The sequence below is a fragment of the Candidatus Nitronauta litoralis genome (assembly GCA_015698285.1).
In the GTDB taxonomy this organism is placed as follows: domain Bacteria; phylum Nitrospinota; class Nitrospinia; order Nitrospinales; family Nitrospinaceae; genus Nitronauta; species Nitronauta litoralis.
This window is the reverse complement of record CP048685.1, coordinates 1,576,665-1,589,821: the sequence shown is the minus strand read 5'-3', so window position 1 is coordinate 1,589,821 and position 13,157 is coordinate 1,576,665. Positions and strand designations below refer to the sequence as shown.

Here is a 13,157-nt window from a genome sequence, read left to right as displayed (position 1 = left end):
TTGAAAAAATTCAGGTTTTGTTTTTAGTTGGCCGGAGCCTCAACGCCTCCGAACGTCACCAGGTCTTCCTGGGAGTTTCCAAAAATTTCGGCCAGGGCGATTGTGGTTTCATCCAGCTTTTGACCGGTGGTGATTTCATCACCTGAAGGAGCTGGGTCGGTAGGAACAACAGGCGTGGCCTTGGATGCAAACAGCTCAAACCCCGAAAGATCGCGCCTGGCGTACTCCTGCGCCCATTCTTTTTGGGCGGCAGTAACCTTGCCTTCCTTCATGGCGGCCTCAACTGCCTTATCCGCTTTCATCGCGGCGATTTCGTCGGCCAACTTTTCGACACGGGCACTTTCACCCGTTTCCAATTTTTGCTTGAGCGCCAATACAGTCGCTTCAGCTTCGGAGATGGTCGCGCCTTCGTTTAGGTCCAAAGCCGAAGCAAGGTTCATTGGGATGGTTTCAATGACCACTTTGCTACCTTCTTTTTTTTCATTTTCTGCCTTCATTGCAGAAAGGTGATCCAAAACCTGCTGTTCAGTCGAGACACTTGAAATACCCAAAAGGGTTATCAATTTTGCAAGCTCCATTTTTTGTTTCTCCTTCAATTGACTTTTGTTAATCAACGGCACCATGCCATCGATTGCCGGATTGTTTGTCAGCGCGGCGGAATGCAAACGCTGGGGAATTCCAATTCCACCTGGCTGTTTTTTAACCAGGAGCACAGGCGATAAATACTTGTACTCTTTAGCTTCAATAAAACCCTTTCCACGCGCATTCCATTCCACCTTTGCCCAAAGCCCTTGTTCTCCTCGATCCTCCAGTTCCTTGATCCATCCAGCGGCTGGAGCAATGACCCCGTCCAGGGTCTGGTGTTCGTAATCGATAACGAGATCATTTTCACGATTGCTGTAAACATCAATAATTTTCTGAACGACTTCCGGAGTTATTTCAAACTTCCGGCCCTGTCCATCCTGCAATATTCCGAGGGGTGCGATCTGGATAAATTCAGGAGCCTTTGAACCCAGTTGAGAAATTTTAAGAGCGTATAGTTCATCCATTATTGAAAATCTCCTGTCAGGTAATCGTCCAGTACTGCGGTCATTTCATCGAGGTCCTGATCCTGCAACACCAGGTAAGGTCTTGCGGGAATGTCGACCTTTTTCCCGCGTCCTGCCTTACCTCCAAAATTGTGGATAGCTGCGTAGATCATGTTGGTTCCCCATTGAACCGAATCAATGTCGGCCTTTGAGCTGATCGAATTCAAAAGGTTGCCCTGACCGATCAGGATTTTTTTTCCATCCAGTCTTTTCTGACCACGCTTGGTCAAAGAACCGTCTTTTTTCTTTCTGAATTTTCCTTTGCCTTTTTCACCAAACGCTTCACCACCAAGCAGGGTGACAATAGAGAGTGGTTTCCATTTTTTATCGCCGCCGCGCCATGAACCCGCTTCGGAATACCTGCCACCAACCTCAAAGTTTTTGGTGATCGAAGCCAGGCCGATTTCCCCGAACTCCTGCATGACTGGAGTCAGGTTTAAAAGTCTGGCGTGAAGCCGTTCCAGCTTTTCATTCAGGCCGTTGTCATCGACCACAACGTCAATAAATTCAGACTCACTTGCCATCTTTTGTCCCCGGCGTTAAAATGGCTACAGAGGTTCGGGAGTGGCGACCCGGATGTAGAGCGCAAGCCCAACCCATACAGAGTGGGGCCGTGACCCAATCACTCCGGTATGTGACGTGGCTGTCCCGGCAGTTCATAGTCAGAGCCATCATTCCCTCCCCCAGATCAACATTCCCGCCCTTAATCGTTTCATCGCAGACTTTGACCCGCGAAAAAAATCAAACCCGATCCACTTTCCATTGTGAACTTGGGCGATCAATCCGAGAGTCCGCTTCTTATCCAAATGGACCATTTTTGCGTAGCGTTTTCTGAGTTCGACTTTTCCGGTTGATTCGTTGCGCGCAAACTGCACCCAGATTTCATACGGATCTTCTATGGTTTCCTGAATCATGGGGAAAAACCTCTCGCGTCCATCAACACGCTTATCCGGTGCTTCCAGGATGTGATCCGCTATTCCCTGGTTGACATTTACAAAATCCCCGTAAGGGTCCTTAAATGTCACGTCATCACCGCCCACTGCATCCCTCAAAAGAGTTCGCACGTCTCCCGTTTTTTTTGCGTGAGGGCCTTCGCTTTTTTTCACAGCATCTACCGGCACCACGGCTGACCGATCCCAATCATCTGGACCGCGATCATCCAATGATTTCCATTTCGCTGTAGCGGCGCCATCTGCCAGGCGTTTTGTTTCTACCTGTCCCCAGGCGGCGCGACCTGGATTGTAGTCCCAAAATTTGCCGATGCCGCTGGGGAAGGTGTGCTCTTTACCGGTGCGGGGATCTTTCCATTTGTAGGTCCCGTTTCTTGGCGCGTCGTCTAAAATTTGCAAGCCATCGCGTTCCGCTTCACGTTTTGACACCGAAACTTTTTTGCACTTGCAGCCCCAATCATTGGGCGGGGTGTGGGTGTGCCACCAGGGGTGATCGAGCGGCAAAACGGTGTTGTGCCATTCAAGATGTTCCGGCCTGGGCTCAACTGAAAGTCCGGCGATGTATCGGGCATAGGGCCTTCGCGCTTTAGTGCGTTGCATCTGCGCTTCTGCACCTGCCGCGTGGGCGGTGCGCATGTTGGTGTTGTAGATCAAAGCAGCCCGCCATCCCGGTTTTCCCTGGTAAGTCCAACCGTGTTTTTGAACGATGGAATTGAACTGCTTTTTAAAGTCGGCCACCGTTGTTCCATTCGCTATGGCTTTAGTTACCTCTTCATGGAAATCAGCAAGCAATTCACTTTTCATGGCCCCTGCCACCACAAAGGCGCGGGAATGCATACCGCGCTCAATACCACGCCAGTCGCGAGTTGGCAGGCGGACCTTATCGCGCATGAACCGGATGGCTTCTTCAAAGGGAAGCTGGGTGAACTGCAAGGGCATCAGGCATCCTCCTTTTCATCATCCGGAAGCGACTCAAACCGCCCAAGCAATTCCGATGACTCAAAAGCTTTCTGAATGACCGCACCCATTTGATCCACAGGAATTTCTGTATACAAATCGAGAAGCCCATCGCGAAACTCTTCCAGGGATTTGGAGGACAAAAGCAAATCCTGCACAGGGTCAATGAGCGATTCCTGCCCTGCTTCTTTTAAAAGCCGGTCGAGGAAACCCTGAAGGTTGTCATCGGTTTCAGGCTGTTCTGTTGCGGAATAGAATTGCTCCTTTGATGCGCTTTCTTCGGCATCCTCCTGAGCCTCTTCTTCCGGTTCTTCCTTGCGGCCCTGCTCAACTGGTGACCGACCGCCCAAAACCTCTTCACCCTTTTCCGGTTTCGGGATTTTAAATTTCTCGTAATAATGATTTGCTGGAATTTCAACACCACTTTCAAGATGCGTCTTATAGCGCTGCGCTTCTGCCAGCAGGTCCTCTTCACTCTCATACTCAAAATGAATCCAGGGCAGGGGGACATCCCAGCCAAAATTGAACCCGACCAGGGGCCGGATAAAATCGCGGCGAATGGATTTTGAAACCTGTTCACAGTCGTCTTTTTGCAAATCATCTTCAGTGTTTTCATGAACGGTGCCCAGCGACCGGGAACCTTTATCGCCCTGCTCGGTGGTGAGGGTTTGACCGAGTACTGCTTTTGAAATTTCTGCATTAGCAAAATCAGCAAGAGGCTTGTACGGATCGCTGCCAGCTTTTTGTGTTGCCTCTATGAGTTCGATAGCCGCGCCTTCCGGGATGATCGCGGCAGCGTCCGAAGCCAGATACCTAAGAGCCGCAATCAACTGATCCTTTTCATCTTTCTTTGCGCCTGATGGATACTTGCCGATACGCATGGGCATCCCATAGCCTTCGGCGAATTTCACCCAATCGCGCACACCGAAATTTTTAAACAGGTACATCCAGCTACAAACTCGCAGTAAACCCTGCCGGGTCGCATGGCCTGATTTTGTTTTGTGAACGTGGAATAAAAACTTGAAGGGCTTTAATTCGACCCCTTCAACAGAATCGGAATCAGTAAGGAGACGTGGAGGATTCGATAGCTTGCGCCACATGAACCGCCTGGGCTCAACCCGGATCATATTTTTAACAACATGCCGAGACCCCTGAAGGTCCCAGCACAATTCGAGACCGGCATACCCTTTGCCAATGGCATCTGTGATGTCTTTTATGTTGTCCTCAAAATCAGGGAGACCCTCAATGACTTCGAGAATAAATTCTGCAATCTCAAGATCCTTTTTATCCTGTGATGCGGGTTCAACTTTGTAATTGAGCCCTGAGATTCTGCCACGCCTTTTTGAAAGAACACTCAACAGGTGCGTGTCTTTTTCCTCAAATTCCTCAAACAGCTCCATCGCACGAAGCGGCTCACCAAGAGTTGCTTCGCGCAATATATTGCCCAGCCTTAATGGGGTCAGTCCTGCTGATTGAAATCCGGGTTCGTTATCGTAGATGGTGGCAGTCGATACGATATCTTGTTCCGGTTTTTTCTCCGGCTTAATTTCTCGATTGAATTGATCAAACAGGGATATCATCAGTACGCACCTTTGATTTCAAATTCGCGCTTGTTGACTGTTTCATAGTCAAACTCATCACATTCCAAAGTTTCACGGGCGTAAGCGGCCAGCATGCCTGCAATCGCGCTGTCTCCGTGACGTTGCAGACCTTTCTTTGATTTGGTGCGCCCGGTATCAGGAACCTTTGCAATTCCCTTTTCCATCTTGACCTGCCGGTGATCGTCCACCACGTCGGCATCTTTTGGAATGGTCCAGGACTTCTCGACATAGACATCCTTGTACTTGGGCATCCATTCGCCATAAATCTGAATGGTCAGCTTCACCTGCTCTACGCGGTTCTTGCCATACCGTTGCATGGCGACTTCACCCAGGTATTCCCCGTTACCTCGGGAGTCCAGCGCGATACCCATAAGCCGCGCCTTATCCCGAAAGTAGTCGCATACATAAAAAAGGATTTGCTCCTGTTGTTTAAAAGGCACGTTGGACAACTCGATCAAAAATGGAACACGGTAGGTGAGGTTTTTGTTTTCGATCAAAGGCCATTGGATGGAAAGATCGCCGGACCGCCCGAAGTCTTTACCCAGCCAGCACTTTTCCCAGGGCTCGATTTTCTGAAGCTCAGGCAGAACATTGGCCACCAGCCAATCATCACACTCGCGCTCACGGACGTGATCCGGTTCCTGCTCAAACCCTTCTTTACATACCCAGGTGAGTACGGGGTATTCATCACTCATGTTGGATTCAAGAAGTGCGCGGGAAAAATAAATACCGGTTCCTTTGGAGGGGATAACGTGCAACTCTTCATCTGCATCATCGCCGTAAAAAGCGATCAGCTCCTCACGCCATTCGGTCTCTGCTTCCTTCGACCATTGTTTGCCCGTCTTTTGGCAGATGGCTTTATACAGACCATCTTTCAAAGCATCATCGAGCGTGATGCGATGGACGCTGTAAGGGAGTTTCCCCAGGCGGGATTCTTTCAGGATTTCGTTAAAGTAATTGTCATCACCATCATGGGTAGAAATTATTGAAACCCTGCCGCCCCACATAAGCAAAGCCATTGCGGCTTTTAAAAGTCCTGGCAAATCATCATGGAATGCAGCCTCATCGATAATGACTTTGCCTTGCTTGCCACGCAGGTTGTTCGGACGTGATGAAAGTGCAGTTACTCGATTTCCGGAAGCGAACACTATCTGGAAGGCCTTAATGCTGCGGTCACCATCTTCAAAAACGAACTCCTCCATTTCACCAGCGGCGAGATGGTAGTGCCTTGCCCATTCGGCACAGTCCAATACAAATTCCTGCGCCATTTCCTTGTTGTATCCGATGTACCAGGTGTCCTGCCCCTCGGCCTCTGCGGCATCCAGAGTTGAATCAGCGGCTTCTGCCCAGGTAAGACCAACACGCCGGGACTTTTCACAAGCCTTCACTGGAGAGCGGTCAGCAACCCAACGTTGCTGGTAGCCCAACAACACACCGGCTCGCCTGTCTTCTGTGGGTTGATCAGCCACCTGCATTTGGCACTCCTAAAATTTGCTCCCGGATTGATTTAGCAACTTCCGGACTCAATCCTTTTTGTTTCATGGTTTTGTCCACAGCTTTTGCCGTTTCCTGCGCAAGGCGTTCACGTTCTTTATTGATCAGGATTTTGACCCGTTCACGAGTTGCCCCAGAGGTCTGAAGCTTTGCAATGGCAGTTCCAGCTTTGGCAACAATCTCCGGATCCAGTTCTCCTTCATCCGGCATGATCACTCGCATAAGCTCGTTAATAACGAGATAGACAGCGGCCTGCTCCATCTCCATTCCCTTTTCACCCGCCGCTTTGCAGATTGCCTCTGATTGTTTGGTTGCCACTTTGATCCGTTCAAGGGAGCGTAGATACCCTTTTGAATAGCGACCGACAGAAGACTTGGAACAAACGTCACTGGGCTTGATTTCGCCTTTGTGCGCGAGGTCTTGCAGGTGGTCGACCACCTCGGCGATGGTGGCACCTTTCACCAGAAGCTCTTGAACCTGGTCGCGAATTTCATCCGGCAATTTGTCGACTTTTGAATGCGCTCGGTTGGGCACGATCAGTCCCCGCAGTAAGGGCACATAACGCCTGTCACTTCGATTCGGCCTTCCAACAGGTCCCGGCCTTTTGGCAGGAGCATTGCGTACCAGGTTTCGTTATCGTGCTTTTTAAAATCGATCAGTTCTTTGCCTGCGCCTGCGAGATACCGAAGGATTGATGACACATCCGCCTTGGTGAGGGAGTGCCCCGCCTGATTGAGCATCAGCAATAAAACCCTGGATGACAATTTGCCGTCAAAATCTGTTGACAGCAGTTCCAGCACCTGCCCTCGAATCACTTCTGCCATGCCTGGATTAATCATTTCGCTTTTGTTCCCTTGAATAATTCAACTGCCCGATGGTTTGATTCAACGTTGCCGTCAGGTTTTTGAGGTCGCGAAAAACGGTAGAGAATAGACCCTCCATTTTTCCGATGTAGATGTGGTGGTCTTCTTTCGCCACGAATTCCCGATACATTTTTTCGCGTCCTTCGCTTTGCTCAACATAAATAGACCGGATTTCGCCGCGCAGAGAATCGACATCATTTTTCAATTGATTGAACGCCTGCCGCACCATGAACCCCAGGCCGCTGAGCAGAGCGGCCAGCACAAACGAGATCACCTGCCAAAGTTCAAGACTCATAATCCCCCCGCCAATCCCGGAAATTTTTCCGCCAAACCCCGCATGGTTTTGAGGCCGTCTCTAATGGTCTCGGACTGAACCCTGGCGTGTTCGACTGCGTGAGACAGATCAACGTCGGTTCCGCCCTGGGCTCCGCCCTTAACGCCCATATCCACCTTTCCAGTGACCGGATCGATCTTCACCCAGGCGTGGCCTGTGAATTCACCCCCCACACTCTTAGGGTTGGAGTAGTTCAGGCTGGTTTCTTTCTGGCCATCTACATGAACCATTTCCAATTTCGCGGCGGACATTGCCTCGGTAGGCACGGTTGAAAATGTCGAGCACCCGGCAAGCACCAGACTGATCAGAATTGTTATTAAAAATTTCATAGAGGAAAATTCCTTTTCTGGTTTATCAAGGGAGGACCGGGGAAACCCCGGTCCTCCACGCGCTTCACGGCCTCGCCCTTTCGGGCCTTGGTGTGTTAGTTACACATGATTCATATGTTCACCTGAGTTTCAGCGGCCTTGCTTTGTTCGGTCGGGTAGGACCGCAGGCCGAAGCGCACAGCGCAACGGCCCACGGCGTGGGAAGGGTTTTCGCAAAGTCTTCGCTGGGGTGGATTAGTTGGTTCCCGTTCATACCCGCGCTCCAAATCAAAAGTGAACGCAGATTATCTTGTTAGACGGGAATAGTCTGGTGAAGGGGTTCTACGAAATATTTCGCGGAAGAACGACGGGGTATACGTGAAGGGGATTAGTTGTTTTCTTTATCCTCTAAAGCCAGGGCGGCTTTTTGCGCAGGGGTGAGGCTTTGATAGGTAGAAATAAATTTTGAAATCACTCTGGGATTGACAGCGCAGACAGAAGTAAAACCAACAAAGGATTTTGATATTGCGCGCATCTTAATATTCAATCCCTCGAAATCTCGATAATTTCTTTTTTTACTTTCTATTTTTTTTATGAATGGTCCTGTTATTTCGTTTTCTTTATTCATCATACAAACTCTCCTGCCTTGGATTCGACCTACATTCTTTTACCATAAATTTTCCCAAAATGATCTGCACCATTCTTGTAGTGAGGTCGAACTCTTCTGCCAGATCACTCTCGTTGTATCCGTTCCAATTTCTGAACATGACGCGGTCCCGCACGTGGGTCATGCTGGTTTTGACACGACGGAAATACTTCTGCTCGCCATCAAAAGTGCGCATGACGATCAGGGTGTGCTCCAGACCGATTTTCTCGGCCAACCCTTGATAGACCTCGGGGAGGTCATTAATTTCAATTTCCTTCATCCACGGTTCAAATCTCACTCGGACATTCCTTCAATATCGGTGTGGTCGAACCCTGCCTCATAAAGGCGGTTTTTGAGGGCATTTTCGGAATAATCCCCCCAACCCCCTTTACAAGGGGGAGTATTTTGCGAGTTGTTTCCATATATATAGTCCGCCCCCTCATGGGCCTTTTGGAGGTCTGGAAGGCCGGTGGTGGCAGGAGGGGTGGCCTGGACGGGTTCCGGACCATTTTGACCCTCAAAACCCGTCCGTCCGTCACCCGGCCACTGGGATTTGGACGGACGGGACGAGTTTTTACCCTCATTTTTAACATTAACTCCCGTCCCGTCCGTCTGATTTTCAGGGACCCCCTCACGGACGGACGGCTTTTCGCCCGATTTTTGAGCAAAATCTTCCGGGGTTGCCAAACGGTACCCGTAAGGCGGTGTCAGCACAATTTCCTTGTGGAATTTCAACCGACCCACGGAGGTGGACACCTTTTCGTTGGGGGCAGAAATGTTGTTTCTACGTAAATTTTCCCGGATATTTGTGACGGTCATGGATGACCCCTTAGGGAGTTTCGTGAGCAGGTCCAGAATATGGTCGTCCAGGGTTTTGGATGGCTGGCTGTTTCCGACAATTTCAAGACCGATATCGTCATCCATTTTGACTCTGGCTATTTGTAAATCTTCTACTGTTTTCTCTTTTCGCTGGATATTTGACAAGATGGTTTGATCACCATCCGCGACACGCAGGTGCCAGAGTGAATCGGCAAAGGCGGACCAGGCTTTGGCTCCCATCATTTTCCCGTCTGAATTTTCGTGGTGGGAAATCATCACTCCGCAGTTGTGTTCCTGTTGAATTTGCAGACAAAATTTGGTGACCACGGTGGCATCATCGTTATTGGAAAGTTGACCCTCCATACAATCCCGCAGTGGATCGAATATAACCAGGCTTGCGCCCACACCCTGAATCGCATTCATGATGGTTTCCTGATGGGCGGGGGAATCGATGCAGAGTCCGTTCATTTCTGCCGTAAAAAAATCCAACCCTGCCAACTCAATACCCATGCGTCTGGATAGTTGATCGATTCTATCCTGAAGGTCTTTCCGGTCGCCCTCGGGTGTGTAGACGATGACTGGCCCCTGGCGAACCGGGAACCGCCCAAGGAAAGGTGTGCCTGAAGCTATACAAAGCGCAATGGTTAACATCAACCAGGTCTTGCCTGCTTTTTCCTGGGCAGTCACCATACCCACACCGGCATGTGCCCATAGTCCTTCGATCTGCCAGTCCGGGCGATCCTTAAAATTGGGGTAGCGACCGCACCGGATAAGTTTGAGGCCGTTGAAATCCAGTTCCAATTGTTGGTTCGGTATCACTTTTTAATGCCTTTCGTTTTTTTAATAATCCCCCCAGCCCCCTTTACAAGGGGGAGGATCAAGAGTTTAAAAAGAAGTTGCCGGAGAATGGGGCAAGCGCCACCTGCCGGGTGATGGTGTTGGCGGTTGGGTTGACGACTACCAGGCCATTGGTGAACTGGCGTTGGTAGGTACCGTCTCCGTTTATCGTAAAAGCTCCGACCGGATCGCCCAGGTTCATGCCCCATTCATCGAGATAGACGAAGGTTCCCGCTGAGCCGTTTTCTGTGAGATACGGAAACAGGTTCCCGTTTTGAACCAGGGAAATACCGCCGAGAAAATACAGGCTTTTCTTTACTGACCAGGTATCGACGTAGGCCTCGATCACTATTTTTTTATTGAGCAATAACGCCTGGCTCAAATCCCTCATTACAGTTTCTTGAAAAAAATGTTGTTTGAGCGTATCGGTGGAATAAAAATCGGACCCGATGCTATAGGCTTCCACCGCGCCACCTTCGACCATTTCCAGCATGCCCTTATTCAGGAAAGACGTGGTGGCGGTTGAGCCTTTTGAAATGCCATTAAAATAAACCACTTTACCGATGGCCGCCATTGCGTCCTGAATTTTAGCCAGGAACTCATAGGAGCCATACTTCCAGCCATTGGCAGTGTAGCCTTTCGGGAAGGTTGGGCCAGCGGCCAGCGCCCATGCCGGTATATCTTCTGTCATCGTGTCGAGAAACACTCCATCAAACCCGACAATGGGCACGTACTTCGCCATTTGCGCGGCGAAATAATCCTGCCAGGCGGCATTACGCACGTCCATTAAAGGAAGTGCCTGACCCAAAGCCAGGCCTGGGTATGTGGGACCGCCGTAGGTGATGGGTTGATCCTGCGGGTCGTGCAACCCGTATTTTGCGACCAGAGCATCTTGAAGTTCCTGAGTGCTGGCGTTCCACAAATCATCGCCGGTAGCGAAGTAGGGGGAAACGAACCACAGCACGATGCAGTTGGGGTTTGCTGTTTTGAGGCCGGAAATAATCGTTGGATCAGGATCGCTGGCCAGGACCAGGTTGCAGCGCTCACCAACAAAGGTGATATTTGACGGTGTGTTTTCTGCGGCGTTTAAAATAGAACCCATGAGGTTGAACGGCCCTGCCAATTGCTGGCCAGAAAGGTTCGCCGGTAATGTGGATGTGGGTTGATAGATCACGTAGTGCCTCCTTCGCGATTTTTTTCAAGATTTATTTTAATCACCACAAGTCCTCTGAGTAGAGAGGTCGGTTGATCTCTTCAATTTGGTCCGCTTCCATAGCCAGGGTGGCGGCTCTACGCCTGCCCACGAATCCTTCCTTATCGTCAATAAAGCCTTGCGGCCCCTGGTTGTGATTGGCGCGTGGAAACTTATGCAGAATTTCGTGATGCCTTGCGGGCTTTGGCATCGAAACCACTTCCCCGTCAATGATGACTGCCACGTGTGTGATCATTGAGCGCCTCCCTCCGGGAATTGGAAATATTCTTTGCCGTCTAGCAGGTGACCTGCCTTTTTTTTGCCGACAAAATCCACCGCGCCATCCTTTTCATTGAGCAAGTGCGACCGGTAGCGTGGCACTGCCCCGTGTTTTGTGATCTTCCAGTAATCATCACGCCCCTTATTCCAATCATCTTGAGGAGCCCACTCTCCCCACTGCTTGAAGAAAAAAGGAACGTTTGCTTTGGCGCATTGATCGCGCACATCCCGAAACCATTGCGGGTGTGATGGCCGGGCTTTAGGGCCGGACTCTCCCCCGGCGATGATCCAGTCTAAGGAAGAAGCCCCCTCCGCCCCCTTCGGAGAAGGGGGGACTAAAAACTTTTCAAAATTTACGGGGCCGAGTGCTGGTTCGTAAGAGATGATCCGTTTGGCGGCGGGTGTTTCTAAAAGAACGGGAATGCGTTCGTCTGCTGTTTTTTGGTCCTCAACCGAAACACCGAGCCATAGATTTTTTCTCAACGTCAAATCACTACCTGGTCGGAAATCATAAAAATTTGCAAAGAATTCCTGCGTACGTTCAGGCCTTTTGGTGAGAACGATGAAAGTGTGTCGCGGATTGCCGTCGACCACATTTAAAACCTTCTTTATGAAATTATCCGGCACTGCATCATGAAAGAGATCAGACATTGAGTTGACAAAAATCCGCTCGGGACTTTTCCACTTGAAAGGCTGTTGCAATAGCTGCTCGTGGCATTCAACGTCTGTGAAATTTCTGCCGTGGTACAGGGTTTTCTTGTTTCCGGCCAGGCGCGGCCATTGCCTTTCTGCGTAACAGTACTTGCATCCATCAGAAACCTTTGTGCAGCCGGTGACCGGGTTCCAGACTTTGGTGGCCCACTCTATTTTGGTGTTGCTCACGATGCCCTCTTGTATTCTCTTTGTTCATTGGCTCCTGGCCGATTGGTGAAAAGGAAATGAGGGATCCAACCTTTATCTGTTCTGAAACCCCATTCCCGAAGTTTGGGCCCGGTGAAAAACAGGGTCCATACGGATTGCTGATCTACTTTTGTTAAGTAGTGAAGTTGTGACGCGGAGCGGTAGTAGAATTTCCCCTGTTGGCACAGGCGGCCACCATCCGGAAAGGTTTCAGCCAGGCGGCCTTTGAGGTAATAGGAAATTGAGGGCCACGGGTGATCGTGCAGTACTGGTTCATCTGAATGCACGAATTTATGCAGGAAGATATTGAGGAATCGGTTGCGAGGAATTACCCACCAGCGCTTCATGTATACCTTCCCCTCAATTTCTACGATCAAATCCGGCCTGCGGCCTGACACTAACTTTTCAAACCATTTCATTGAGTTCCTCTCTTTCGTCTTCTTTTACATCCATTAATTCTTCAATCAATTCCCAGGCTTCGCTGTCATCCTTAACCGGGAAAAAATGTTCTGCTCGGGAATGCATCACCACACGAACCTGGGTGTATGGTGGTTTTGTCTGATCACAAATAAAAGCAGATTCAATTCGGCTTGCATCAATTACTGCATTGCCTAATTTGGCCAGTTTCATATTAATTTTTTCCCAACGTTTGATTGATAGAATCGATTGATTTTTGAACGCGCTCATCAAAATCTTTCGGCCACGTACCGTAGAGCCGTCTGTAGGTCGCCATGCGGTTCAGTAATTTTTTTATTTCCCCATCCTCTGTTAAAAAATAACAAGTGGAGCAAAATGGAATGTAGGGGTTTAAGACCGGATATTCACAATCCGGGTTGAGGCATTTGTCTTGATTCATGGTTTCTCTTATTCAAATGCCGTGAGGCGGAGT

The 13,157-nt window shown here is 49.7% G+C and carries 18 protein-coding genes; all 18 read right to left on the bottom strand.

Annotated features, from left to right (window positions below; genetic code table 11):
* Positions 1-23: 23 nt before the first annotated feature.
* Positions 24-1,049, bottom strand: coding sequence for a hypothetical protein (locus G3M70_07260; GenBank protein ID QPJ61694.1), 1,026 nt, complete (start codon positions 1,047-1,049; stop codon positions 24-26).
* Complete coding sequence (locus G3M70_07255) at positions 1,049-1,510, bottom strand: phage virion morphogenesis protein (GenBank protein ID QPJ63739.1); 462 nt, start codon at positions 1,508-1,510, stop codon at positions 1,049-1,051. The genes G3M70_07260 and G3M70_07255 overlap by 1 nt, the downstream gene beginning before the upstream one ends.
* 249 nt (positions 1,511-1,759) lie before the next feature.
* The gene (locus tag G3M70_07250; protein ID QPJ61693.1) at positions 1,760-2,977 is read right to left on the bottom strand and encodes a hypothetical protein; all 1,218 of its coding nucleotides are present in this window, start codon (positions 2,975-2,977) and stop codon (positions 1,760-1,762) included.
* Positions 2,977-4,575, bottom strand: a complete 1,599-nt coding sequence (locus G3M70_07245; protein QPJ61692.1) for a DUF935 domain-containing protein — start codon at positions 4,573-4,575, stop codon at positions 2,977-2,979. Before G3M70_07245 ends, G3M70_07250 begins: the two co-directional genes overlap by 1 nt.
* A complete protein-coding gene (locus G3M70_07240; protein ID QPJ61691.1) occupies positions 4,575-6,071 on the bottom strand; it encodes a hypothetical protein in 1,497 nt (498 codons plus the stop codon). Before G3M70_07240 ends, G3M70_07245 begins: the two co-directional genes overlap by 1 nt.
* Complete coding sequence (locus G3M70_07235) at positions 6,058-6,624, bottom strand: DUF3486 family protein (protein QPJ61690.1); 567 nt, start codon at positions 6,622-6,624, stop codon at positions 6,058-6,060. The genes G3M70_07240 and G3M70_07235 overlap by 14 nt, the downstream gene beginning before the upstream one ends.
* Positions 6,625-6,626: 2 nt before the next feature.
* Positions 6,627-6,929, bottom strand: coding sequence for a hypothetical protein (locus G3M70_07230; protein ID QPJ61689.1), 303 nt, complete (start codon positions 6,927-6,929; stop codon positions 6,627-6,629).
* Positions 6,922-7,248, bottom strand: coding sequence for a hypothetical protein (locus G3M70_07225; protein ID QPJ61688.1), 327 nt, complete (start codon positions 7,246-7,248; stop codon positions 6,922-6,924). The genes G3M70_07230 and G3M70_07225 overlap by 8 nt, the downstream gene beginning before the upstream one ends.
* Positions 7,245-7,616, bottom strand: a complete 372-nt coding sequence (locus tag G3M70_07220) for a hypothetical protein (GenBank protein ID QPJ61687.1) — start codon at positions 7,614-7,616, stop codon at positions 7,245-7,247. Before G3M70_07220 ends, G3M70_07225 begins: the two co-directional genes overlap by 4 nt.
* A gap of 367 nt (positions 7,617-7,983) precedes the next feature.
* On the bottom strand, positions 7,984-8,226 hold the full coding sequence (locus G3M70_07215) for a hypothetical protein (GenBank protein QPJ61686.1): 243 nt from the start codon (positions 8,224-8,226) through the stop codon (positions 7,984-7,986).
* Positions 8,216-8,539: a hypothetical protein gene (locus tag G3M70_07210; protein ID QPJ61685.1), complete on the bottom strand. Its 324-nt coding sequence runs from the start codon at positions 8,537-8,539 to the stop codon at positions 8,216-8,218. The genes G3M70_07215 and G3M70_07210 overlap by 11 nt, the downstream gene beginning before the upstream one ends.
* Positions 8,536-9,879 carry an AAA family ATPase gene (locus G3M70_07205; GenBank protein QPJ61684.1) on the bottom strand — a complete coding sequence of 448 codons (1,344 nt, stop codon included), beginning with the start codon at positions 9,877-9,879 and terminating at the stop codon, positions 8,536-8,538. The genes G3M70_07210 and G3M70_07205 overlap by 4 nt, the downstream gene beginning before the upstream one ends.
* 58 nt (positions 9,880-9,937) lie before the next feature.
* Complete coding sequence (locus tag G3M70_07200; protein QPJ61683.1) at positions 9,938-11,071, bottom strand: hypothetical protein; 1,134 nt, start codon at positions 11,069-11,071, stop codon at positions 9,938-9,940.
* Between the two features lie 40 nt (positions 11,072-11,111).
* On the bottom strand, positions 11,112-11,345 hold the full coding sequence (locus G3M70_07195; GenBank protein QPJ61682.1) for a hypothetical protein: 234 nt from the start codon (positions 11,343-11,345) through the stop codon (positions 11,112-11,114).
* Positions 11,342-12,250 carry a phage Gp37/Gp68 family protein gene (locus tag G3M70_07190; GenBank protein QPJ61681.1) on the bottom strand — a complete coding sequence of 303 codons (909 nt, stop codon included), beginning with the start codon at positions 12,248-12,250 and terminating at the stop codon, positions 11,342-11,344. The genes G3M70_07195 and G3M70_07190 overlap by 4 nt, the downstream gene beginning before the upstream one ends.
* On the bottom strand, positions 12,247-12,687 hold the full coding sequence (locus G3M70_07185) for a hypothetical protein (GenBank protein ID QPJ61680.1): 441 nt from the start codon (positions 12,685-12,687) through the stop codon (positions 12,247-12,249). Before G3M70_07185 ends, G3M70_07190 begins: the two co-directional genes overlap by 4 nt.
* Complete coding sequence (locus tag G3M70_07180; protein ID QPJ61679.1) at positions 12,674-12,898, bottom strand: hypothetical protein; 225 nt, start codon at positions 12,896-12,898, stop codon at positions 12,674-12,676. The genes G3M70_07185 and G3M70_07180 overlap by 14 nt, the downstream gene beginning before the upstream one ends.
* 1 nt (position 12,899) lies before the next feature.
* The gene (locus G3M70_07175; protein QPJ61678.1) at positions 12,900-13,124 is read right to left on the bottom strand and encodes a hypothetical protein; all 225 of its coding nucleotides are present in this window, start codon (positions 13,122-13,124) and stop codon (positions 12,900-12,902) included.
* Positions 13,125-13,157: the final 33 nt, after the last annotated feature.